A 23,421-nucleotide genomic window follows, 5' to 3' on the forward strand; every position below is an offset into this window, starting at 1 on the left:
CATGGCAGTCTATACCCGGCTCGGCGCGGAAGAGATGTCCGCGATCATCGAGACCTTTGGCGTCGGCACACTGGTTTCGGCCAAGGGCATCGCCGAGGGCGTGTCCAACAGCAACTGGCTGATCGAGACGCAGCAGGGCGACGACGCCCGCCGCTTCATCCTGACGGTCTACGAGAGCCGGACAGACATTTCAGACCTGCCCTTCTTCCTCGACCTGCTCGACCACCTCGCCGCCCGCGACTGCCCCGTGCCGCGCACCATGCACGACCGCGACGGCGCCAGCCACCGCTTCATCGGTGAGGGCGAGAACCGCAAGGCACTGGCGCTGATCGAGTTCCTGCCCGGCGTTTCCGTTTCCGAGCCGACCCCGGCGCAGGCCCGCGCAGTTGGCGCGGCACTGGCGCAGATCCACCTTGCCGCCGCCGATTTCGGACAATCGCGCGCGAACTCGCTAGACCTGCCGGCATGGCAGCAACTGCTGGGCGACTGCACCCGCGAGGGTCTGGAATCGATCGATCCCGACCTTGGCGCCCTCGTCGAGCGCGAACTGGCCGAACTGGCGGGTCAGTGGCCCTCCGACTTGCCGAGCGGCGTGATCCATGCCGATCTCTTCACCGACAACGTGCTGATGCTCGGCAGCAAAGTCACCGGCCTGATCGACTTCTACTTCGCCTGCACCGATCTGCTGGCCTACGATGTCGTCGTCACCCACACGGCCTGGTGCTTCAGCAACGACGGCACGCAGTTCCTGCCCGACCTGTCGCGCGCGCTGATCGAGGGCTACGAAGCCGTGCGCCCGCTTTCCGAGGCCGAGCGCGCCGCCCTGCCGCTGCTCGCGCGCGGCGCGGCGATCCGCTTCCTCGCCACCCGCGCCTACGACTGGCTCAACACGCCGGAAGACGCACTCGTGACGCCGAAGGACCCGATGGCCTTTGCCCGCCGTCTCGAATTCTATGCCGATCCGGCCAATTCCGGCATATTCGCGGCATGAAGCAGGTTCAGATCTTCACCGACGGCGCCTGCAAGGGCAATCCCGGCCCCGGCGGCTGGGGCGTACTGCTGCGCATGGGCGTCCACGAAAAGGAAATGTCCGGCGGCGAGCCGGACACCACCAACAACCGCATGGAGATGACCGCCGTCATCAAGGGCCTCAACGCCCTGACCGAACCTTGCGAGATCACGCTCCAGACCGACAGCAAGTACGTGATCGACGGCATCACCAAGTGGGTCCACGGCTGGAAGAAGAAGGGCTGGGTCAACGCCAGCAAGCAGCCCGTGCGCAATGCCGATCTCTGGCATGACCTGATCGAGGCCGTCGCCCGCCACAAGGTCCACTGGGAATGGGTGCGCGGCCACTCCGGCCATGTCGAGAACGAGCGCGTCGACAAGCTCGCCAGCGACGCGGCGGTCGCGGCAGGCAAGTAACGGGAGCGCAGCCCTGCCCGCTTCCGAACCCCGCCTCCCCCCCTTCCCCGTCATCCGGGCCCTCCCCGTCATCCGGAATCGCCTGCGCGAGGAAGCCCGCGCCCTCGTGACGCCCGGCCCGCGCATGGCCGACGAATGGGCCTGTGTCGCCTCGGTCATGCTGGCGATCCTGTTCGCCCACCTGATCGGCGCCAGGTTCGTGGCCTGGGCAGCCTTCACCGCCTTCGTCCTGCTCAAGAGCGAAACCGCCGAAACGCTTCTTCGCGGCGTGCTGCGCATCGCCGGGACCGCGATCGGCTCGCTGCTGGCGCTGGCGATCGTGCCCTATGCCGCCCACTCGCTGCCGCTCGCCATGGCCAGCGCGGCGCTGGTCGGCGCAGTCGGCCTCTACGGCATGATCACCGCCCGGCGCGCCTATGCCTGGCTGCTGTTCGGCCTGACCTTCGAGATGATCCTGCTCGACAAGCTGGAACACCCCGACCTCGACACCATCCATTTCGCCCAGACCCGCCTGCTCGAAGTGATCGCCGGCACCGTGGCCTGCGTGATCGTCAGCCTTTCCGCCGCCACGCTCTCGGGCAGGAAATGGCTCGCCGGACGCAAGCCCGCGCCCGAGCGGATGAAGTGGCACCCCCACGCCGCGCGCCACGCCGCGCAGGCGGGCATCGCCATTGCCGTGCTCCCGGTGCTCCACGCCCTGTTCCAACTGCCGCAGATGGCCCAGGCCGCCGTCACCGTGATGGCGGTAATGATCGTGCCGGTGAACGGGATCGGCGCGAGCGGCTTCGCCCCCGTGACCCGCCGCCTGTTCCAGCGCACGCTCGGCTGCCTCGCGGGCGGAGGCCTCTCGCTGGCAGTCCTGCTTCTCGCACAAGGTAGTGCGCCGGTGCTGATCGCGGGGACCTGCCTCGGCATCGTCATCGGCAGGCATATCGAGAACGGACTGCCGAACGTGACCTACCTCGGCCTTCAGTTCACCCTCGCGGTGCTGGTCGTGCTGGTGCCGGATTCCTACGCCGACGCGGAAATCATGCCCGCCGTGCACCGCCTCATCAGCATCTTCGTCGGGATGGCGGTGCTGGAGCCGGTACTGCTGGTCTGGCACTTCATCGCGCCGGGGCGGAGGGTGAGCGGGTCAGATTCGCAGGCTGAGAATAACGAGTGAAGAAAAGGACAAGCAGGGGAGCAAAGCCCCCCTGCACCCCCATTACTGTCTAGGTCATGCCCAGCCTATTCGTTGTCCGCTCATGGTGGCGTCGGGAGACCTAATGGCTGCGCCGCAAGGAGCGCACTTCGGATAGGTCGTGCACAACGACGACATTCCGAGGGTCTGGGGGATCATCCCCCAGGACTTCCCCTTCTAAAACCTTCCCGGCCCAAACGGCCGAGGATCGACCTCACCACCGTCCCGCCCCAGCAACAACCCCGCCCCCAACACCGCCGCAGCAGGTGCCGTCTGAATGCCGAAGCCGCCTTGCCCCGCGAACCAGAAGAACGCAGCGTCCTCAGGATCGAAACCATAGACCGGCAGCCGATCCGGCGCGAACGAGCGCAGGCCCGCCCAGCGGTGCTCCACGCGCAGGACCGGGCGATCGACCACCTGCTCGAACCTGTCGATAGCGAGCGCCACGTCGATTTCCTCCGGCGCGGCGTCGCAGGGGGAGCTGGGCGTTTCGTCGTGCGGGCTGAGCCAGAGGCGGCCGCTTTCAGGCTTGAAGTAGAACCGGCCCGCGACATCGAGAACGAGGGGAAGCGTATCCGGCGCGGATGGCTCGATCGCGACCTGGGCGATCGTGCGGCGATAGGGCGCGATGCCGAGCGGGCGAACGCCTGCCTTGCCTGCCACCGCATCGGCCCAGGCCCCTGCCGCGTTCACCAGCACGTCGCAAGTCACGCGGCGTCCATCGGCCAGCGTGAGCGACCAGCCGCCCGGCACGCGCTCGACAGCAGCGAGGCCCGCGCGGCACCATAGCTCCACGCCTGCCTTGCGGGCGGAGGCCAAGTAATGTTGGTGGAGTGCAGCCACGTCGATATCGCAAGTGCTCGGCTCCAGCACACCGCAAGTCCACTCGGGCTTGAGATCGGGGATGCGCGCGGCGATTTCGGCGCGGCCCAGTGTCGATACCTCAATGCCGACGCCGCCGTACGTCTCGGCGAAAGCGGCAATCTCGCGTTCTTGTCCGGTCTTGCCGATCGTCAGGGCGCCGCGCGGGGTCAGCACGCCGAGGCGGTGCAGTTCGGGACCGGAGGCCGTGGTCAGCGGCTTGACCTGCGGGCCGCCGTAGCTCTCGGTCCAGAACGCTGCCGAGCGACCGGTGGCGTGATAGCCGGGGCGTTCCTCGGCTTCGATCACCAGCACCCGTGCCTGCTCTCCAATCCGGGCGGCCAGCGAGGCGCCTGCCATTCCGGCGCCCACTATGACGATATCGAACCTGCTATCCATAGGGCCTCAGCCCCTAACGGGCGCCGTCCGGTTCAGGAAGTCCCGAATGGCCGCGAGGGCGCGATCGCGGACCGGATCGCTCTCGCGCAGGAGTTCGTGGCGCGCTTCGTGACCGAAGGCCAGGAGTTCGGCATGCGGCAGCCTGCGGGCGGCGCGCCGGATCGCGGGCCAGGAGACGAGGCCGTCGCAGCGCGTGGCCAGCAGCAGCACCGGCACCGGCACCGCTTCGAGCACGCCCTTGTCGTCCAGCAGACGAATCGAGGCGAGTGCCCGTTCGATCCAGCCCCAGCTGGCCGGTCCCATGGCAATGCCGGGTCGGCGGCTGCGCCACCAGTCCTCGTCGGCATAGCGGGCCTTGTCGTGGGTCAGCAGCCGCGAGCGGGCCTGCGGCAGGAGTTCCGGCTTCTCGCTGTGCTTCCAGGCCGGACGGCGCGAATCGCCGAGCCGGACAATCCCGCGCGCAATGGCGTGGAGCAGGCCCGGCGGAACGCGGGCCGGGTGGATGCCGAGCATGGGCGCGGAAAGCACCAGCGCGTCCGGCCCGACCTTCCCTTGCGCGACAGCGCGCAGAGCGAGATGACCGCCCATCGAGTGACCGACCAGCACATGCGGCCCCGGACGCTCTGCCGTCCAGCCGCGCCAGAAGGCGGCGAGATCCTCGATCCAGAGGTCGAAGCCGGGAACATGGCCAGTGGTGGCATCGAAGCCGAACCGACCGCTCAGCGCCTGCCCGCGCCAGTCGATCGAACTGACCGCCCAGCCTTCGAGATGCCATTGCTCCAGAGTTTCCAGCCACTTCTCGTAAGCGTCGCCGCGTCCCGGCAGGAACAGGATCGAGCCGCGCGCCTCCGTCTCGCCGGGAGCCGCGGCGGGCCAGTCGATCCGGCGCAGCGGCTCGGGACCGCTCGGGCCGGTCCAGAAACTCTCGACGACGCCTTCGGGGATCGCTCGCCTTGCCTTTGCCGCCTCCCGCGCGATCTCGCTGAGGGAGGGCTTGTTCTCGGTTGCCTGGATGGTCACGTGGCTGACGTAGCCTTCGATTGTGTGGTTACTGTTTGGTAAGCGATATCCGCTAGATGAGGCCCCGGCCAAGGGGGAACTCACGAATGCCGAGCGGAGCTTTTTCGTATGCATTGCTGCTGGCATTGGCAATCGCCCTGCTCGTTGCCGCCTTCACCGATCTGAAGCGCCGGGAGATCGACAATACGCTCAATCTCGCCATCGCGCTGGCCGCGCCGCTGTGGTGGTGGTCGCTGGACTTCGGCTGGAGCGACGTGGCGTGGCAACTCGGACTGGCCCTGCTGACTTTCGTCATCGCCTGCGTCCTCTTCGCGCTGCGCCAGATGGGCGGCGGCGACGTCAAGCTGCTTGCGGCGCTGGCGTTGTGGTTCGCGCCGGGCAGTTTCGGGCAAGTGATCGTGTTGATGGCGATGATCGGCGGCGGTGCCTCGATCGCGATGGCCGCCTTCAATATGGAGCGTATTTCCGGCGAGAAGCTGCGCGACACACTTGGCTGGGTCGTCGCACTCGGCTGGGTCTGGGCTGCGGCCTGCGTGGTCTATGCTCTGGCGACGCATCAGCCGGTGATCTCCTCGGCGCGTCTCGATGCCGTCCACAAGGCCCTGCCGCAGGCCTGGATGCTGGCACTGGCGACACTTGCGCTGGTGATCGTGTTCCTGCTCGGCTTCCGCCACATCATGCGCCGACAGAAGTCGCGGCTGCCGATCCCTTACGGCGTCGCGATTTCGGCCGCTGCCCTGTGGGTCATGGGCGAGCAGGCGCTTTCCAACCCGATCGTTGGGTGAACCCGATTTTAACCAATTAACGCGATTGCATACGCACTTGCTCCAGAGATCTCGAACAGGGGCGTTCGGTCTCGGAGCCTTTCAGGGGTCGCTTAGACATGGATAGGAAGAAGCTGGTGCTGCTGGTTGCCGCGCTGCTGATCGCAGTGGTGACGGCAATGGGTGCCCGCTCGATGTTCGCCGGTTCCGCCGCGCCGCAGGCGCAGGCCGTGGCGACTGCCCAGCCGACCGGACCCAAGGTCCTCGTCGCCCAGCGCGCGCTACCGGTGGGGACGATCATCACCGCCGACGCCGTGTCCTATCAGGACTGGCCGAAGGAGCTGGTGAAGGACGCCTACTTCATCAACGGCCAGGCCGACATGCAGAAGCTGCTCGGCACCGTCGTCCGCTTCCAGATCACGGCAGGCCAGCCGGTGACGCAAGGCGCCCTCGTCGCCCCCGGCGACCGCGGCTTCCTCGCCGCCGCGCTCGGACCGGGCATGCGCGCCGTGACCATCCCCGTTTCCGCCAAGACCGGCGTCGGCGGCTTCGTCTTCCCCGGCGATCATGTGGATCTCGTGCTGACCCAGCAGGTCAGCGGCAGCGACGGCGGCCAGGCCCTGCGCGCCTCCGAAACGATCCTGCGCAACTTGCGCGTGCTCGCGACCGACCAGGCCACCGACAACGAAGTGGTGGACGGCAAGACCGTGGTTCACGCCTTCAGCACCGTCACCCTCGAAGTGACGCCACGCATCGCCGAAAAAGTGGCTGTGGCGCAGGAGATCGGCACGCTCAGCCTCTCCCTGCGCGCCATTGCCGACAGCCAGGGCGAGTTCGAGCGCATTCTCGCCAGCGGCGACGTGAAAGTGCCCGAAGGCGCGACGCGCGCGCAGGAAGAGCAGCTCATGCGCAATGCCCTGAACCGCCCGATCGAAGGCAGCTCCACCTACATGACCGGCGGCGACGTCTCGCGTTTCCAGCGCTCCAGCCGCCCGGCGACGGGTCCGGAAGTGGCCGCCCGCACCGCCGTCGCCAGCGCACCGCAAGGTCCCTCTGCCGCAGCAGCACCCGTCCGCACCGGGCCGGTGGTGCGCGTCACGCGCGGCAAGGAGACCACCGAAGAATCCGTGGGTAGCCATTGATGACTGCCCGCCCGCCCATGCCGCACTCCGGTCGCTTCCATTCGCCGAAGGTCCAGCCGATGCAAACGCGCCTTCTCAAGTCCCTGCTGATCGCTGCCTGCGCGCTCGCACCTCTTGCGGTGGCGGCCCCGGCGCGTGCCCAGTCGGTCGTGAACCCTGTGCAGGACGTCTCGCTGTCGATCGGGAACGGCCAGCTCGTCAACGTGCCGGGCGCCATGGCCGACGTCTTCGTCGCCAATGACGCGGTGGCCGACGTGCAGGTCAAGTCCGCGCGCCAGCTCTACGTCTTCGGCAAGGCGGGCGGCACCACCACCGTCTATGCCAGCAATGCGGCGGGGGCGGTGATCTGGTCCGCGACCGTCCGCGTCGGCTCCAACCTCGACAGCGTGGACGCCATGCTGCGCCTTGCCATGCCCGAGGCGAAGATCGGCGTTTCGACGATGGGTTCCAGCACTTTCCTGCTGACCGGCACCGTGAAGACACCCGAAGACGCCGCCGAAGCCGAGCGTCTCGTGCAGGCCTATGTCGGCAAGGAGGCGAACGTCATCAGTCGCCTGCGTCAGGCCACGCCGCTTCAGGTCAACCTGCAAGTGCGCATCGCCGAAGTGAGCCGCTCGCTGGTGAAGTCGCTGGCCGTCAACATGTCGACGATCGACAGCTCCAGCGGCTTCAAGTTCGGCCTTGGGCAGGGCACGATCAAGCAGCACTCGCCCGGCCTTCCCATGGGCGTGGGCGGTTCCGTGGAAGTCACCCTTCCCGACGGGACCAAGGTTCCGGGTTCCAGCGTGAGCACGGCATCGGCAGGCAGCACGCTCGCGGCGGCCGGCAAGCTGTTCGGCGTGAACATCCTGGGCTCGCTGGACGCAGGCGAGACCATCGGCCTCGTCACCACCCTCGCCCAGCCCAATCTCACCGCGCTCTCCGGCGAGACCGCCGAGTTCCTGGCTGGCGGCGAATATCCGATCCCGATCAGTCAGGCCCTCGGCACCACCTCGATCGAGTTCAAGAAATACGGCATCAGCCTCAGCTATTCGCCGACCGTACTGGCGAGCGGCCGCATCTCGATGCGCGTGCGTCCCGAAGTCTCCGAACTGTCCAGCCAGGGCGCGGTCAACTTCAACGGTTACGAAGTGCCCGCCCTCACCGTGCGCCGCACCGAAACGACTGTCGAACTCGGCTCCGGCCAGAGCTTCATGATCGCCGGACTGCTGAGCAACAACTCGCAGAACACCATTCAGAAGCTGCCCGGCGCAGGCGACCTGCCGATCCTTGGCTCGCTGTTCCGCTCGACCAGCTACCGCCGCGGCGAGACCGAACTGGTCATCGTCGTCACGCCCTATCTGGTCAATCCGGTGGACGCCTCGAAGATCGCCCTGCCGACCGACGGCTTCAATGCGCCGAACGATCTCCAGCGCGTGCTCGGCAACATGGAGAGCGACGGCGTCAGCGCCAAGAAGCGGCCCGAAGCCACTTCGGAAGGCGCCGCCAGCGGGCCGAGCGTCGGCGAAGCCGCACCTGCGACCGGCAAACCAGCCAAGCGCTCCGCCGCCGACACCCGCAAGGACACCGGCCCCCGCCCCGGCTTCAGCCTGTGAGAAAGATGCTACCAATGCCTACCCCCATCCGTCTCGCCGCCGGATCGCTGGCGCTCTCGCTCGGCCTGCTGCTGGCTGGTTGCGGCGGAATGCCGACCAATCGCTCGATGAACAGCGTGCACCAGCCGGTGGTCGAGCGCGTAAACTACACGCTCGACGTGCGGACCGACGGCGCGGGCCTCGGCTCGGGCGAACAGGGCCGCCTTGCCGGTTGGTTCAAGGCCATGGGCCTGAAGTACGGCGACCGCGTCTTCGTGGACGATCCTTCCGCCAATCCCGCGGTGCGCAGCGCCGTGGAAGCCGTGGCCGGACGCTACGGCCTGACGCTGGCAGAAGGCGCGCCGGTGACGGACGGCTATGTCGAGGGCGGCAATGCCCGGATCGTCGTCGCCCGCTCCAAGGCCTCGGTTCCCGGTTGCCCGGACTGGTCGGCGCGCAGCGACTTCAATCCGAACAACGGCCTGACCAGCAACTACGGCTGCGCCACCAATGCCAATCTCGCGGCGATGGTCGCCAATCCGGAAGACCTCGTTCACGGTGCCGAGTCCACCGGCGAGACCACGGTGATGACCGCTTCGAAAGCCATCGACGCCTACCGCAAGGCGGAAGCGACCGGCGGCAACGATGTCAAGCAGACCTCCAGCAAGGCAAACTGAGCCATGAACGCACCCTGGAAATCCGGTGGCCCCGGCAGCCGCGACCAGTTCGCCGCCTATATGTGCGATGAAGCCTCGCTCGACGTGCTGCGCCCGATCGCGCTCGAAATGGGCTGGCAGCCGGAGAAGTGCAACAAGGGCGGGCTGCGCAATGCCGTCCAGTCGCTGTCGATCTCCGCCAGCCCGAACATCCTGCTCGTCGATCTTTCGGAAAGCGGCGATCCGCTGAACGACATCAATGCGCTGGCAGAAGTCTGCGAGCCGGGCACCGTGGTCATCGCCGTAGGCCAGGTCAACGACGTGCGGCTCTACCGCGACCTGCTGGCCAGCGGCATTCAAGACTACCTGCTGAAGCCGCTCTCGCCCGGCACCGTGCGCGACACCCTGGCCCAGGCCCAGGCGGTGTTTGCCGCGCCGCGCGTGCAGGACGGTGCCGCGGCCAAGTCGCATATTTCGACCGCCGTGATCGGCACACGCGGCGGCGTCGGCGCCTCGACCCTGGCGACCTCGCTCGCCTGGCTGTTCAGCGCCGACGACAAGCTGCCGACGGCCCTGCTCGACCTCGACATCCATTTCGGCACCGGCGCGCTCTGCCTGGACCTCGAACCGGGACGCGGCCTGACCGACGCGATCGAGAACCCCAGCCGCATCGACGGCCTGTTCATCGAGCGCGCGATGATCCGCGCCAACGACAATCTCGCGATCCTCTCGGCCGAAGCGCCGATCGGCACGCCGCTGATGACCGACGGCTCCGCCTTCCTCCAGCTTGAGGAAGAGTTCCGGCAGGCCTTCGAGATGACCGTGATCGACATGCCGCGCAACATGCTGATCAACTTCCCGCAGCTCGTGGCCAACGTGAACGTAGTGGTGCTGGTGGTCGAACTGACGCTGGCCTCGGCGCGCGACGCGATCCGCATGTTGTCCTGGCTCAAGACCCACGCTGCCCATGCCCGCGTGATCGTGGTCGCCAACAAGGTCCAGCCGAGCCTCGCCGAAATCACCAAGGCCGATTTCGAGGCCTCGATCGAGGCATCGCTGCAACTCTCGATCCCCTACGACCTCAAGGCCGCATCGATGGCCGCGAAGCTGGGCCAGACTTTTGCCGACACCAACCGCAGCAACCGTGCAGGTGCGGCCATGCGCGACCTCTCCCGCCTGATCCTCGAGGAAACCGGCGGCACCGCGAGCGCCGCCGCCGTCAAGCCCTCGCTGCTCGGCAAGCTCGATCTCAAGGCCTTCATGGGCAAGGCCGCGAAGAAGGAAGCCGCGCCCCGCTGAGGGCGCGCATGGGGCCTCGGGAGTCGGCGATGAACATGATGCAGCTTCTGCTGGTGGCGGTCGGCCTGCTGAGCGTGGCGGCGCTGGTCTGGACCGCCTTTGCCGGTCCCTCGCCCGCCAAGGAATCGACGCGGCGCCTCAAGTCCGTCCGCTATCGCCATTCGCAGAGCACCACCGATCGGGTCGAGGCGCAGATGCGCAAGGCCGTCGCCGCGCGCCGCCCCAAGGTCCACAAGATTGCCGGTTCCGGCTCGCGCATCGATGCGCTGGCGCTGCGGCTGCACCGTTCGGGCGTGAGTTGGTCGCTGAACCAGTACCTCTCCGTCTCGGCGGGCGTAGGCACCGCCGTCTTCCTGCTGACGCTGCTCAAGACCGGCGCGCTGCTGCTTGCGCTGGCCTTCGCGCTGTTCGTCGGCCTCGGCATTCCGCATTTCGTGCTGAACAAGATGATCGCGCGGCGGACCAATGCCTTCAACGGCAAATTCCCCGATGCCATCGAACTGCTGGTGCGCGGCCTGCGCTCCGGCCTGCCGGTCACGGAAACGCTCGGCGTCGTCGCCAAGGAAGTGCCCGGTCCGGTCGGCGAGGAATTCAAGCTCGTCACCGAGCGCATCAAGATCGGCAAGACCATGGAGGACGCGCTCCAGGAAACCGCCGACCGCCTCGACATTCCGGAATTCAACTTCTTCTGCATCACCCTCGCCATCCAGCGCGAAACCGGCGGCAACCTTGCGGAGACGCTGGCAAACCTGTCGGACGTGCTGCGCAAGCGCTCGCAGATGAAGCTCAAGATCCGCGCGATGAGTTCGGAATCCAAGGCTTCCGCCTATATCGTCGGCGCCCTGCCGTTCATCGTCTTCTTCATGATCTGGTGGATCAACCCCGGCTACATCGGCAAGTTCTTCACCGACGACCGCCTGACCGTGGCCGGCCTCGGCGGCGCGATCTGGATGGGGATCGGTGCCTTCATCATGGCCAAGATGGTCAGCTTCGAAATCTGAGCGAGAGACATGCCAGACCAACCCGCCGGTCCCACCCTTCTCGGTTTCGACGTCATCTTCGTCGGCACGCTGCTGGCGATGGTCGCCGCCGCCGCCGTGATGCTGGCGATCTACGCCGCCGTGACCGTGCGCGACCCGATGGCCAAGCGCGTGAAGGCGCTGAACCAGCGCCGCGAGGCGCTCAAGGCGGGGATCGCCGCCGCGCCGCGGAAGCGCCAGAGCGTCGTGCGCCGCAACGAGACGACCGACCGCATGGGCGCGTTCCTGGGCGGACTGAAAGTGCTCCAGGACAGCCAGCTGCGCGTCATCGAGCAGAAGCTGGCGCAGGCGGGCATCCGCAACAAGGAATGGGCCGTCGCGGTCGTCTTCGCCCGGCTCGTCGCCCCGATCGTGATGGGCGGCATGGCGGCGTTGGTGATTTACGGGATCGACTATTTCCCGCAGTGGGGCAGCTTCAAGAAGTTCATGGGCTTCGCGGCGATGCTGATCGCCGGCTACAAGGGGCCGGACATCTTCATCAAGAACATGATCACCAAGCGCACCCATGCGCTCCGCAAGGGCCTGCCGGACGCGCTCGACCTGCTGGTGATCTGCGCCGAGGCGGGCCTCACCGTCGATGCCGCCTTCGACCGCGTCGCCCGCGAACTGGGCCGCGCCTATCCCGAACTGGGCGAGGAATTCTCGCTGACCTCGATCGAGCTCTCGTTCCTTACCGAGCGGCGACAGGCCTTCGAGAACCTTGCCTACCGCGTCGATCTCGATGCGATGCGCGGGGTCGTCACCACGATGATCCAGACCGAGCGCTACGGCACCCCGCTCGCCTCGGCCCTGCGCGTGCTCTCGGCCGAGTTCCGCAACGAGCGCATGATGCGCGCCGAGGAAAAGGCCGCGCGCCTGCCCGCGATCATGACCGTGCCGCTGATCCTGTTCATCCTGCCGACTTTGTTCGTGGTCATTCTCGGCCCGGCGGCCTGCTCGATCGCCGACGCCTTCTCCACCGGCGAACCCCAAGCACCGAAGTAGTTAGCGCCGACAGGGCACGTAGACCTGCACGCCGTCCGGCCCGCGATAGATCCGCTGCCAGCGCCGCGAGCGGGCCAGTTCCCCGGCAAGCGGCGCGTTGTGCTCCTCCTGGATCACGAAAGCCGCAGGGTGCCACTTGGCGATGACGTCGACGAGCGGGACGTAGCCGTTCTCGATCCCGCCGTTGTACTGCCATTCCTCGCGCGCATAGCGGTAGTAGCGACCGTCGTAGGCCACGCGCCAGTGCGGCCATCCGGCATCGATGACCGCCCCGCCGAAGGGAAAATCGGCATAGACGGTGCCGCGAACGCCCTGCTTCTTGAGATAGGCGACCGCGCCGAGCGGGATGTTCGGCGCGAAATGGGTTGGTACCAGGAAGGGCATCGCCACGCCGACGAGAACCACCGCAGCGATCGTCAGCCTGCCTGTATCGCCGCTTTCGGGGTCCTTGCCATCGCCGATGCGCCCCCCCGCGCGCGCGATGGCCGGCACCATGGCGACGGCCCAGAACAGCACGAAACGATAGGCCGTCGCGGTCAGGACGAACAGCGCCAGCGCCACCAGAAGCTCGGCAGGATCGACGCGCCGCGCCTTGCGCGCCAGCAGAAGCAGCGCGGCAAGCGCCGTCATCAGCACCGGCACGGCGTTGAGCCAGTTCCCCTCGATCCACAACGGCCGCCATTCGCTGGCGCCGATGGCGAGGCTCATCTCGGCATTGGTGGCGGAGATCGTCAGCACCGAAAAGCCGTCCGGTGTCGCGAACATAGCGGCCACCGCCACGACCGTCAGGATCGCCGAAGCTATCGGCAGCGCTCGGCGGCGATCGCGTAGCCATGCGAGGCCACCCGCCGCCGTATGCAGGCCCAGTGCCAGAATCCCGACACTGACCGAGGGATGAAGGTTCTGCCACAGCACCAGCAGCGGTACGCCGAGCGCGACCGTCGTCGTCGCCCGCAAGTTCAGGCGTTGCAGCGCGAGCAACAGTCCGAAGCACAGCGCGGCATAGCTCTGCGGCCGAATACTGGCGGTCGGCAAGGCGGCGGCGAAGGACAGAACAAGTGCCAGGGCGACCGCTCCCCGCGAGGCACCGCGCCAACGGCAGGCCGCCGCAACCGCCCAGAAACCGCCGAGCCAGCACAGCGCATCATAGACCCGCAAGGCTCCCCAGCCGCCATGGCTGCGCACGAAGGCCATGCTCGCCTGCGCCAGCCAGCCGACGGCGGGAAGCGGCTCTCCGAGATGAAGCGCGGCAAACGGCTCGCGCCAGACCGGGCCGCCGCGATCGAGAATGATCTCGCCCAGCTTGAGCTGCCAGAAGATATCGACGTCCCAGACGCTTCGAAACAGCAAAGCCGCCAGCATTGCCGCAGGCACGAGCACCGGAAGCCAGCGGGCCATTCGCCCGCCGTTTCTCGTTTCAGCGCCTTCGATCCGTCCGCTCATTCTGTCCCCCGGAGCCCATGCGCCAGCCTTCGGCAGAAGTCTCCGCGTCCGGCCCTTGCTTCCCCAGCCCGGAGGACTCTGCAAGCCCTCCGCGCCGGAAACCCGCCCGGAAACGGGGATAATTGCGCCGGAACTCAGCAGCCCATCAGTAGCCCATCAGGCTGAGCACTTCCTTGCGGCTGCGCTCGTCGTCGAGGAACGTGCCCATCATGCGGCTGGTGATCATGCTCACGCCCGGCGTGCGCACGCCGCGCGCGGTCATGCAGGCATGGCTCGCCTCGATCACCACGGCCACGCCCTGCGGCTGGAGATGGTCCCAGATGCACTGCGCCACTTCGGCGGTCAGGCGCTCCTGGATCTGGAGGCGGCGCGCGAAGCCGTGCAGCACGCGGGCCAGCTTCGAGATCCCGACGACATGGTCCTTCGGCAGATAGGCGATCGCCGCCTTGCCGATGATCGGGGCCATGTGATGCTCGCAGTGCGACTGGAACGGAATGTCCTTCAGCAGCACGACTTCGTCATAGCCGCCGACTTCCTCGAACACGCGGCTGAGATGCACCGCCGGGTCCTCGCCATATCCCTGGCAATATTCCTTCCACGCGCGCGCCACGCGCTTGGGCGTGTCGAGCAGCCCTTCGCGCGACGGATCGTCACCGGCCCATTCGATCAGCGTGCGAATCGCGTCCTGAACGTGTTCGGGGACGGCCGGCTTGCCCAGCGGGTTGTCCTCGTCGGGACCGTCTAGGCTGCTCATCCCTTCTTACTCCTTCGCAATCTGTCCATGAGGCGCAGCCGCATGAGCTGCCCCTTGCGGCGGAAGAGACCGCGCCGCTCGATCGGCTCGAACATCTCACCGGGACGTTCCGGATCGAGCAGAGCACTTTCACCGAGCGCTCTTTCAGCTTCGGACAGATGTTTCAAGGGCAAGGGTTCGAGATGTTTGCCCGAAGGCACAAGGCTTTCTATGGCCGCGAGCATCGAACCTTGGCGATCCAGCGCCGCGACGATGGTTTCCTCGCTCACGCCGCAGTGCTCGGCAAGCAGGCGGTGGCGCAGCCCGGTGATCGCCGGGGAGACATGGCCGTTGGCCGGGCGCGCCGCGTCGATGAAGACGTCGCACTCGGAATCGAGCCCCATCGAACGGTTGTTCATATTGGCCGATCCGACCCGCAGGATCTCATCGTCGACGATCATCAGCTTGGCATGGACGTAGATCGGCGTCCCATCCGAGGCGACCGGGTGGAAGATGCGGAAACGACCGGCATGATCGGCATCGTTCAGCGTATGCACGAGTTCGACCCGCGCAGTGTCCATTGCGATCTGCTCCAGCCAGCCGTCGGCGGTGAGCGGATTGATGATGACGAATTCGGGCGGATCGGGTTCCAGCAGCCGCTCGCAGATCGCCTCCGCTATCGCCCTTGAGGCGAAATACTGCGTCTCCGCATAAATGAATCTCTTCGCCCGCCGAATCTGCTCGACGAAGAGTTCCTCGATCTCGCTGACTTGCGGACAGTCGCCATATTCCGCGCGGGTGCGGGCGATGCCGATCTCGACGTTCTCGAACTCGGCCGTGAGACCATCGGGCCATGGGCTGAAGTCCTGCGGCGCACAGGGGGCCAGCTCAGCCCCGCCCGCCACCTTCCAGCGCTCGCGCCCGAGATCGCCCAGCGCCGCGGCAACCTCGCCTTCCATCACCATCGTCACGTCGTGCCACGGGCCATAGAGCCTGCCGGTCGGACGCCGACGCCGGGTGTCGTTCGGCAAGTGGTCGGGCGTGTCCCAGCGGTCGGAGGTCATGTCGATCCCCCCGCAGGCCGCGAAGACATCGTCGATCACCACGATCTTCTGGTGATGGCTGCACCCCACCGGATGCGCCGCGTCGAACTTGAAGTCGATTCGCTTGCGCAAGGCCCAGCGCACGAGATCGATCAGCATCGTGCCGCGAAGCAGCGACTTCATCAGCGAGAGGTTCCACTTGAGCAGCAGAATCTCCAGCCGCGGATTGCTTCTGACCAGGTACACGATGAAGGACCCGAGCCGCGCCGGAAACCGCTTGCGCCGTCCGCGCTGCCACCAGCGCCGCCCTTCCGAAAGCAGGATGCGCGAATCGAAATCCCAGCCGATCATGAAGATGCGCTGCTGCGCGTCCTCCATGATCCCGCGCATCAGTTCGAAATAGTCCGCCGCGTCGATCACCACATAGGCGCGCTTCGCCATGGCGTAGCGCCAGACCGATGGCGACACCCCGTGCTCGCCGTTAGCCGATTCCTGTATCATTACCTGCCTTGCTGGAGCACCCGTTGCAGCGGATCAAGCATTCAGATGAACGAGGGTTCCCTCCCCCATTTGTCTGACAGACGGCACAGCCTGCCGCCGCCCCAGACGCGAACTGGCGGATTTCCGCCGTTTCATCGCAGAAAAGCGCCATTTTGGCGGTTGATCCGGCACCATTCAGGGGCCATTCCGTTTCGCGTGTGCAACATGCACCGTTAACCCCGCTCCTTCTTGTCGCATGAGATGCGGAGCGGGATTTTCCGACCTTCGGGTCGGAACAAACAGTCCGGGTCGTGACTTTTCCGGACCACCATTCACGCTTCCGCACGTGCGACTGCGTATCGGAAGCCCCCCGAGCCGGAGGCCGCAGATCGGTCTTCGCATCGAGAAGGAGTACGCCATGAAGAAATCTCTCATCGCCGCCGCGATCGCCGCCGCGACCCTAACCCCGGCTGCCGTCATGGCGCAGGGCACGGCCGCAACCGCTGCCGCCGCACCGACGGTGGGCGCCAAGGTCTATGGCCCCGATGGCTCCGAAGTCGGCACCGTGGAAGCGGTGCAGAGCGGCGTCGTTACCGTCAACACCGGCACTGCGCGCGCCGGCCTGCCGGTCGCTTCCTTCGCGACGCGTGAAAAGGGCCTGACGATCGGCATGAACAAGGCCGATCTCGAAGCCGCCGTGAACGGCGCCAAGGCCGAGAGCAGCGCCGAACTCGCCACGGCCTTCGCCGCCGACAAGCCGATCAAGAGCAGCGACGGCGTCGTTCTCGGCACCGTGAGCAAGGTCGAGGGCGAAGACGTCTTCGTCACGCTCAGCAACGGCTCGGTGGCGCAGCTCAAGAAGTCCTACTTCGGTCTCGGCGCCGACAAGTCGCTGACGCTGGGCATGACCGCCACGGCGTTCAACTCGCAGCTTCAGGCCAGCGCGGGCGGCCAGCCGGGCGCCGACGCCCAGGCCGCGCCTTCGGCCACCGCCGGTGCCGCCGCGACGCCCAGCGGCCAGTAAGCGCCTGTAAAGGCACGAATCGAAAGGGCCGGGAGCGCAGCCGCGTTCCCGGCCCTTTTCTTTTCAAGCCATGCAGGCCGACGCATACGAAAAACCCCGCTGGAGCATCATGCTCTGCGGGGCTTTTCGTATGTCTTGCAAGTGGTGCGCCCGGAACGATTCGAACGTCCGACCCTCAGATTCGTAGTCTGATGCTCTATCCAGCTGAGCTACGGGCGCACAATTTGCCCTATGTGGTGCCACTTCAACTTCAGGACAAAAGCCCGCGAAGGAGAAATGGTGCGCCCGGAACGATTCGAACGTCCGACCCTCAGATTCGTAGTCTGATGCTCTATCCAGCTGAGCTACGGGCGCAAATTTCATTTTCCAACCAATGCCCAAACCCCCGAAGGAGAATGGTGCGCCCGGAACGATTCGAACGTCCGACCCTCAGATTCGTAGTCTGATGCTCTATCCAGCTGAGCTACGGGCGCGTTGGAGAGGCGCCAATAGGAGTCGTTCGCCCTGCCGTCAACGCCTATATCGCATTCCCGAGCAAGAATGTGGATAAGTTGGCAGCGAGCGGATAATCGAGCGGCGGCATCGCCAGATCCGGGATCGCCTCCAGGCTGCACCAGTCCAATGCCTGCGCCTCATGCGCCTGCGGTTCACCCCGCCATTCGCGGCATATATAAAGAAGAATGACGACCGCCCGGCCGGACTGCCCTTCCGAGGGCGCCAGACTGCCGCTGCTGGCGAAGCCGACAGACAGTAGGGAATCCCGCGAGAGATCGACGCCGAGTTCCTCGTGCAGTTCGCGCACGGCGGCGTTCTCCGGCGTCTCGCCCGGCTCGACCTTGCCGCCGGGAAACTCCCAGAGACCGCCATGCATCGATGCGGCAGGCCGCTGCTGCATCAGGATTCGTCCGTCGGGTCGTACCAGGGCCACCGCCACGACCAACAGTGGAGGCAGCAGCGGGGGCGACGGGGGTGTAAAAGAATTTTCCAGCTTCGCGCCCTCCTTTAGGAACTCTTTAACGATGAAATGGTATTTCAGGAATATATCGGGGGCATTGCAAGCAATCATGGCTATAAAGTCGATTCTCCAGCGTATATCTCAAGATAAGCGCGGCGCTACAGCAGTAGAATATGCCCTTATCCTCGCCATGATCGTACTTGTCATGCTCGTCGCCCTGAATGGCGTCGCATCGGAAACGATCCGGTTATGGACCGGGGTTTCCCAGAAGTCCGCGGATGCGATCTCAGGAAAGTAACAAGGTTTCTCGCTTAAGTTTTCTTCAACACTTGTGACGTAGTTCCAAGCCTGTCCAAAGCGCCGAAGCGAGTGCCTCATAGGGTAAGCCGGGGGGCGGGGCGGACCGGGTACACCAGATTGCTTTCATTCAGGAGACATCAGATGAAGTTTCTCGCCAAGCTGCGCCGCAACGAACAGGGCGCCACCGCTATCGAATACGGCCTGATCGCCGCCCTCATCGCCGTTGCCGCCATTGCCGCCATGCAGGGCCTGGGTTCGCAGCTTTCGACGACGTTCACCAAGGCCGAAACCAAGATGGCTACGAGCAACGACAAGGCCCCTACCTGAGCCTGAGATCCAATTCTCTAAATCAGATTTTTTGGAAGAGCGGTGGGGAAACCTGCCGCTCTTTTCGTATGGCAGAATACGTCGGCACTCCCAAACACATCACAATACACCACGTCATCCTGAACTTGTTTCAGGATGACGTGGTGCGAGGTTCATGACCAGTGCTGAGTGACGTCATAGAGCGCGCGAGACCTCAGGATAACGGGTGAACAATCGCCAAGCTGAACATCAATACGTCACCAGCTTCACCTTTTGCCCCGCTGCCAGCCGCGCATTGCTGTCCAATCCGTTCAACACCAGAAACCGCTCCAGCGCCGCATCGGTATAGGCCATGCGCGCCGCGAGCGACTGCACGGTGTCGCCAGCCTTTACAGTCACCACCGCCAGACGACGCGGCTTCACCTGTCCGGCATCCGCAGCGGAAATGCGGCGCAGGCTCTTGAACATCGGGTTGAACACCCCTGCCCCGCCGACGCGCGTGATCGTCAGGAAGTGATAGGCCTTACCGCCCCCGAAATCGTAGGCGAACACCGCCACGTCCACCGGCCCGCTGGACGCCTGCACCCGCGCCACGCCGTAAGCGGCGGTAAGCCCGTTCACCGTGGTCCGCTCGATACTGGACGGCTCGATCCGCGCCTGCCCCGATTCGGTCAGGCTGGAAAACACCGTCTGGATATAGGCATCGAGGCTGGTCCCCAGCGGCCCACCGGCAAATTGCGCCTTCCCCGAATCGCCATTGATCGAGACCGCCTGCGTGCCGTTCACCAGATAGAAGCCCTCCGGCGCCTGAAACGCGAGGCGCAGGTCCGGGTGGGTGAACCTGCTGCCGTCGATGATCCCCTGCTTGGGATCGTCGCCATAGACCAGTCCGTCAATCCGCATGAGGAACACGTCGCGATTCGTCGTGCCGGTCGCGGCACTGCCTGCCAGCGACAGTGCATCGCGCACGCGTGAGGCGGGATCGGGGTGAGTCGAGGCCCATTGCGGAACCTGGCTCGAACTCCCGCGCAATTGCGCTTCGAGCGCGTTCTGCCGCGCGAGGCTGTTCAGCACCGTTGCCATTGCGCGCGGATCGTAGCCAGCACGCTTCAGGTAGGTAATGCCGAGCCGATCCGCTTCCAGCTCCTGCGTTCGCGAATATTTGAGCGTCAGCATCTGCGAGCCTTGCGAGGCCAGTTGCTGTCCGAGTCGCCCGAAAGCACTGTCCCCCAGCAGCACGCCCGAGAGAATCGACCCCAGCGCTCCCAGCAACTGGTTGCGCGAGGCCGCCTGCTGCCGCTTGGCCGAGTGACGCGCCGCGACATGCCCCACCTCGTGGCCGAGCACGCCCGCCAGTTCCGCCTCGTTGTTCATGAGCGCCGTCAACTGGCGCGTCACGTAGATATAGCCACCCGGAATCGCGAAGGCATTGTTCACCGGCGAGTTCAGCAGCGTGACCGTGAAATCGCCCTTCGCATTCGACAGGCCGGACTGCACGGCGATGTTCTTGCCGACCTGCTCGACATAGGCGGCCTGCGGCCCGGTCAGGCCGCCACCAAACTCGGCCAGCAGATCGGGATGGGCCTTGGCGCCCTGCTCCTTGTCGGCCCGGCTGATCGAGCTGACGGTAGCCGGATAGGCCGCCGCCGCAACGGCGACTCCGGTAGCACTCGGCGCGAGAGCGAGTACCGATGCCGCCGTTATCGCGCTCCACTTGCGCCGAACCAAATTACTTACAACCACCGCATTCCCCTCCGCCAAGGACATTCCTTCAGGTCTTTCCCGTTCTGCAACGGGATCTGCAAGCGCTTGTTCCCGTCACCCACGCGCCAGCGGATGGCGCGCGTTCACGAGCGCGACGAGGCGCGCGGAATCGACATGGGTATAGATCTGGGTCGTGGCGATGTCCGCATGGCCGAGCAGCATCTGCAGCACCCTGAGGTCGGCGCCGCCTTCCAGCAAGTGCGTGGCGAAGGCATGGCGCAGCACATGCGGCGAGACCCGCGTGGGATCGATTTCCGCCCGCACCGCCAAGGCCCGCAGCAGCTGGAACAACCGCACCCGCGTCAGATGGCCGCTCTCCCCGCTCGACGGGAACAGGAACTTCGAATTGCCGCGCGGCACCGCCAGCCAGCGCGAGAGCACCGTGCGGGCGCGTCCGCTCACTGGCACCATGCGCTGCTGCCCGCCCTTGCCGGTGACATGCAGGAAAGGCGCGTCACGCGGCACCGCCGCCAGCGGCAAAGAGACCAGCTCCGTCGCGCGGAGACCCGAGCCGTAGAGCAGCTCCAGCAGCGTCAGCAGCCGCACTGCATCGGAACGCTCGCTCGCCGCCTCGGCTTCGGCGGTGGTCAGGAACCGCTCGACTTCCTCATGCGAGAGCAGGCGCGGCAGCGGACGACGCGTGCGCGGCTTGGGCAGCGAACCGGAAGGATCGTCCGCCCGCAGCCCTTCGTCCACCAGAAAACCGTAGAATTGCCGAAGCGCCGAGCAGCGACGGGCGAGACTGGACGCGGCAAGCCCATCCCACGCCTCCCCCAGCCCCGCCAACGCATCACCGTCCGCCGCCGCGAGATCGCCGAGTTCCTCCGCCGCCGCGGCAAGATCACGGCGATAGGCCGCAAGCGTGTTCGCCGCCGCACCGCGCTCGGCGGCCAGCATCGCCAGAAACCGCTCGGCGTTGTCCGCCATGGAAATCAGGCCCGTGCCACGGCTTCCGCAGCAATCATCCGCGCCTCCGCGTCGAGGCCGACCGTGCGCAGGGCCGAAACGATGTGGTAGAGATAGCGCGGCGTCATGCGCTGCCAGCTGCTGCCCTGCATGCCGAGGCCCGCCAGCATCGCCACGCTGGCGGCATCGCCGTCCCGCGCCGCCCGCTCGATCGCGGTGGTGAAGCGCGTGGCGCTGTCCAGTTGCATGCCCCACTCGTTCGAATAGCGCGTGGCCGCGCCCTCGTCGATGCGCCCCAGCCCCGCGAGGCCCGCCACGAGAAACGCACTCTTGCGCTTGTTCTGGCTTTCGTCGTCGCCGTAGTAGCTGTCGACCGCTCCGGTATCCACCGCGCGAATGCGGCCCGGCGCCGCCAAAGTCAGCAGCCCCCAGCCCTGACTGCCCGAAGGCACGATCGGCGACCATGCCAGCGCATTGGTGTCATAGCCCGCCGCCAGCATCGAGGCGATCAACGCTCCGGCATCGCTCTCCAGATCCTTGCTCGGCGCAATGCGCGCTGCGGCGGCGGCGGTCAGCACCTGCCGGGCATAAGCGGCCTGGCCGCTCACGCCGGTCCACAAGGTCTGCATCGCGGCGATACGGGCCGACGGGGATTCGAGGCCATAGGCATCACGCAGCGTCTCGGCCCGCTTCTGCCAGTCTCCCGTCACGTCGGGATCGGCGTAGAGCTGCGAATAGAGGTCGACCATCGCCGCGTTCGAGAGCACCCCGCTCGCCCCGGCTCGGTCGGCGGCGGCGGCACGGCGCGACAGTCCGACCATCGGCGCCAGCGCGGTGATGCTGTCGTAGGCGGGGCCAGCACCGACCATCGTGCTTTCCGGCGGGTTGAGACCTACACCGATGGCAAGGCCATAGCGCCAGGGCGTCATCGTATCGACGCCGTCCCACTCGATCGTCACCGCCTTGCGCGACCGTCCGGCAGCGCCTGCGTATTTCTGTGCGAGCAGGGAATCGATGCGCGGCATCTTGCCGCTGACGCGGGCCTTCTCCAGCCGCGAGAGCGCCGCCGCGCCGCTGCCCCGGAAGGCATCGCAGATCGACTGGGCCGCGCTCCACTCGATTCCCGCACCTTGCGCCCCCTGAATCGAGAGCACCGGGCACATGCCGGTGAAGTCGGCGGTGCGCTGATAGATGTCGAACGCCTCGCGGGTGATGTCCGGGGTGAAGTTCGAGATATCGAGGCCCTGCATCACCGCACGCGCGGCGTCGCTCTCGCCCATGCGAATCAGCAGGCCGACGCGCAGCGCCAGGAATTGCTGCGGGCTCATCCCCGCCGGAGCCTGAAGGCGCGAGGCGAGCGCGCGGCGCAGCAGGATATGGCCCCAACGCGAGACCAGCGTGCCGCGATTGGCAGCCAGCGCGGTTTGCACCAGATAGGGGTTCTGCGTGGCGAGCGAGCCTGCCGCCATGCCGCCCTCGCTCTCGTCGACAAGACCGACTTCGTCCATCGAACGGCGGGCGCCCGCGGGCATGTCGAGATTGAGCTTGTCGGTAAGCAGCTGCTCGAAGTCCTCGGGCGACATGCTCTGGAGTTCTTCCAGCGTCGGCATGCGCTTCAGCGTGCTCTTGCCCGCGGCATCGACGGTCACGAAGGAATCGGGCGAGAAGCTCGGCGCCAGTTCCGGCAGCGGCTGCACAACCGGCGTCGAAACGCTGGTCGTCGCGGGACGGGGCGCAGCCGGTGCGCTCGTCGCGGCGGGACGACTGGGCGCGGGGGTCGGCGTGGGCTCGTCGAACATCTTCGGAAGCAGCGATTCCGGCGCGTCCTGCGCCACTGCCCATGCAGAAGTCAGCGCGAGCGAAGCGCCGATCAGCAGGTGCCATGCCCTGAAATGCGTTCTGATACGCACGGTCATTGCGGCAACTCCGGCACCGGAACCGGCTGGACGATATCGCGCACCGGCGAGCGGCCACCGTTCGTCCAGGCAAAAACCATCAACGCGATCGCCAGCAGGACGATGGAAACGGCAGCCACGCCTGAGAACTTGCGCCTGCGTTTTGGTATCGTCACTCGCCTTCCTTCACCGATGCTTGCGCTGCGACCTAGCGCAACTATAGGC

Annotated in this window: 22 protein-coding genes and 3 tRNA genes; 12 read left to right on the forward strand and 13 right to left on the reverse strand. The window is 66.3% G+C overall.

Features of this window, described 5'->3' with window-relative positions; all coding sequences use genetic code 11:
- The first annotated feature begins 1 nt into the window (after nt 1).
- From thrB to AC4D6D_RS11720, 3 genes are all read left to right on the forward strand, one after another.
- Nucleotides 2-991 carry a homoserine kinase gene (thrB, locus tag AC4D6D_RS11710; RefSeq protein ID WP_147215427.1) on the forward strand — a complete coding sequence of 330 codons (990 nt, stop codon included), beginning with the start codon at nt 2-4 and terminating at the stop codon, nt 989-991.
- Nucleotides 988-1,425, forward strand: coding sequence for a ribonuclease HI (rnhA, locus tag AC4D6D_RS11715; protein WP_147215429.1), 438 nt, complete (start codon nt 988-990; stop codon nt 1,423-1,425). Before thrB ends, rnhA begins: the two co-directional genes overlap by 4 nt.
- Before the next feature lie 106 nt (nt 1,426-1,531).
- A complete protein-coding gene (locus AC4D6D_RS11720; protein ID WP_491325414.1) occupies nt 1,532-2,590 on the forward strand; it encodes an FUSC family protein in 1,059 nt (352 codons plus the stop codon).
- A gap of 195 nt (nt 2,591-2,785) precedes the next feature.
- On the opposite strand, the gene AC4D6D_RS11725 is transcribed toward AC4D6D_RS11720, so the two are convergent.
- Both AC4D6D_RS11725 and AC4D6D_RS11730 read right to left on the reverse strand, forming a co-directional pair.
- Nucleotides 2,786-3,868, reverse strand: coding sequence for an NAD(P)/FAD-dependent oxidoreductase (locus AC4D6D_RS11725; RefSeq protein WP_491325415.1), 1,083 nt, complete (start codon nt 3,866-3,868; stop codon nt 2,786-2,788).
- A gap of 6 nt (nt 3,869-3,874) precedes the next feature.
- Nucleotides 3,875-4,882 (reverse strand): alpha/beta fold hydrolase, encoded by a 1,008-nt coding sequence (locus AC4D6D_RS11730; RefSeq protein ID WP_491327243.1) that lies wholly within the window; start codon nt 4,880-4,882, stop codon nt 3,875-3,877.
- Nucleotides 4,883-5,013: 131 nt separating this feature from the next.
- Between AC4D6D_RS11730 and AC4D6D_RS11735 the strand changes: the two genes are divergently transcribed.
- The 7 genes from AC4D6D_RS11735 (at nt 5,014) to AC4D6D_RS11765 (ending at nt 12,347) form a co-directional block, all read left to right on the forward strand.
- The gene (locus AC4D6D_RS11735) at nt 5,014-5,673 is read left to right on the forward strand and encodes an A24 family peptidase (RefSeq protein ID WP_491325416.1); all 660 of its coding nucleotides are present in this window, start codon (nt 5,014-5,016) and stop codon (nt 5,671-5,673) included.
- 98 nt (nt 5,674-5,771) lie between these two features.
- Nucleotides 5,772-6,794, forward strand: coding sequence for a Flp pilus assembly protein CpaB (gene cpaB / locus AC4D6D_RS11740; RefSeq protein ID WP_491325417.1), 1,023 nt, complete (start codon nt 5,772-5,774; stop codon nt 6,792-6,794).
- Nucleotides 6,795-6,853: 59 nt separating this feature from the next.
- Entirely contained in the window at nt 6,854-8,389 is a 1,536-nt protein-coding gene (locus AC4D6D_RS11745) for a type II and III secretion system protein family protein (RefSeq protein ID WP_491325418.1), read from the forward strand.
- Between the two features lie 14 nt (nt 8,390-8,403).
- On the forward strand, nt 8,404-9,045 hold the full coding sequence (locus AC4D6D_RS11750) for a CpaD family pilus assembly protein (protein ID WP_491325419.1): 642 nt from the start codon (nt 8,404-8,406) through the stop codon (nt 9,043-9,045).
- A 3-nt stretch (nt 9,046-9,048) separates the two neighbouring features.
- Nucleotides 9,049-10,323: a pilus assembly protein CpaE gene (locus AC4D6D_RS11755; RefSeq protein ID WP_491325420.1), complete on the forward strand. Its 1,275-nt coding sequence runs from the start codon at nt 9,049-9,051 to the stop codon at nt 10,321-10,323.
- A gap of 29 nt (nt 10,324-10,352) precedes the next feature.
- Nucleotides 10,353-11,324, forward strand: a complete 972-nt coding sequence (locus AC4D6D_RS11760) for a type II secretion system F family protein (protein WP_147215446.1) — start codon at nt 10,353-10,355, stop codon at nt 11,322-11,324.
- 9 nt (nt 11,325-11,333) lie between these two features.
- On the forward strand, nt 11,334-12,347 hold the full coding sequence (locus tag AC4D6D_RS11765) for a type II secretion system F family protein (protein WP_147215448.1): 1,014 nt from the start codon (nt 11,334-11,336) through the stop codon (nt 12,345-12,347).
- Here AC4D6D_RS11765 and AC4D6D_RS11770 read toward each other — a convergent pair whose 3' ends face one another.
- The 3 genes from AC4D6D_RS11770 to AC4D6D_RS11780 form a co-directional block, all read right to left on the reverse strand.
- Nucleotides 12,348-13,745: a hypothetical protein gene (locus AC4D6D_RS11770; protein ID WP_491325421.1), complete on the reverse strand. Its 1,398-nt coding sequence runs from the start codon at nt 13,743-13,745 to the stop codon at nt 12,348-12,350. It lies immediately after the preceding gene.
- 190 nt (nt 13,746-13,935) lie between these two features.
- A complete protein-coding gene (gene folE, locus AC4D6D_RS11775) occupies nt 13,936-14,544 on the reverse strand; it encodes a GTP cyclohydrolase I FolE (protein WP_491325422.1) in 609 nt (202 codons plus the stop codon).
- Nucleotides 14,541-16,067, reverse strand: a complete 1,527-nt coding sequence (locus AC4D6D_RS11780; protein WP_491325423.1) for a phospholipase D-like domain-containing protein — start codon at nt 16,065-16,067, stop codon at nt 14,541-14,543. The genes folE and AC4D6D_RS11780 overlap by 4 nt, the downstream gene beginning before the upstream one ends.
- Before the next feature lie 397 nt (nt 16,068-16,464).
- Between AC4D6D_RS11780 and AC4D6D_RS11785 the strand changes: the two genes are divergently transcribed.
- Nucleotides 16,465-17,070 carry a hypothetical protein gene (locus AC4D6D_RS11785; protein WP_147215454.1) on the forward strand — a complete coding sequence of 202 codons (606 nt, stop codon included), beginning with the start codon at nt 16,465-16,467 and terminating at the stop codon, nt 17,068-17,070.
- Nucleotides 17,071-17,212: 142 nt separating this feature from the next.
- Here AC4D6D_RS11785 and AC4D6D_RS11790 read toward each other — a convergent pair.
- The 4 genes from AC4D6D_RS11790 to AC4D6D_RS11805 form a co-directional block, all read right to left on the reverse strand.
- Nucleotides 17,213-17,289, reverse strand: a tRNA-Arg gene (locus AC4D6D_RS11790).
- Nucleotides 17,290-17,347: 58 nt separating this feature from the next.
- A tRNA-Arg gene (locus AC4D6D_RS11795) sits at nt 17,348-17,424 on the reverse strand.
- A gap of 42 nt (nt 17,425-17,466) precedes the next feature.
- Nucleotides 17,467-17,543: transfer RNA gene (locus AC4D6D_RS11800), tRNA-Arg, on the reverse strand.
- Nucleotides 17,544-17,587: 44 nt separating this feature from the next.
- Nucleotides 17,588-17,965 (reverse strand): (deoxy)nucleoside triphosphate pyrophosphohydrolase, encoded by a 378-nt coding sequence (locus AC4D6D_RS11805; RefSeq protein WP_491327244.1) that lies wholly within the window; start codon nt 17,963-17,965, stop codon nt 17,588-17,590.
- A 501-nt stretch (nt 17,966-18,466) separates the two neighbouring features.
- Here AC4D6D_RS11805 and AC4D6D_RS11810 point away from each other — a divergent pair.
- A complete protein-coding gene (locus AC4D6D_RS11810; protein WP_491325424.1) occupies nt 18,467-18,652 on the forward strand; it encodes a Flp family type IVb pilin in 186 nt (61 codons plus the stop codon).
- Between the two features lie 228 nt (nt 18,653-18,880).
- On the opposite strand, the gene AC4D6D_RS11815 is transcribed toward AC4D6D_RS11810, so the two are convergent.
- The 4 genes from AC4D6D_RS11815 to AC4D6D_RS11830 are packed head-to-tail and all read right to left on the reverse strand — an operon-like array spanning nt 18,881 to nt 23,372.
- Nucleotides 18,881-20,398 (reverse strand): M48 family metalloprotease, encoded by a 1,518-nt coding sequence (locus AC4D6D_RS11815; RefSeq protein WP_491325425.1) that lies wholly within the window; start codon nt 20,396-20,398, stop codon nt 18,881-18,883.
- 51 nt (nt 20,399-20,449) lie between these two features.
- Nucleotides 20,450-21,322, reverse strand: a complete 873-nt coding sequence (locus AC4D6D_RS11820; protein ID WP_491325426.1) for a tyrosine recombinase — start codon at nt 21,320-21,322, stop codon at nt 20,450-20,452.
- Between the two features lie 5 nt (nt 21,323-21,327).
- Nucleotides 21,328-23,217, reverse strand: coding sequence for a hypothetical protein (locus tag AC4D6D_RS11825; RefSeq protein ID WP_491325427.1), 1,890 nt, complete (start codon nt 23,215-23,217; stop codon nt 21,328-21,330).
- Nucleotides 23,214-23,372 carry a hypothetical protein gene (locus tag AC4D6D_RS11830; RefSeq protein WP_491325428.1) on the reverse strand — a complete coding sequence of 53 codons (159 nt, stop codon included), beginning with the start codon at nt 23,370-23,372 and terminating at the stop codon, nt 23,214-23,216. Before AC4D6D_RS11830 ends, AC4D6D_RS11825 begins: the two co-directional genes overlap by 4 nt.
- Nucleotides 23,373-23,421: the final 49 nt, after the last annotated feature.

This window comes from Novosphingobium sp. BF6 (assembly GCF_058273105.1).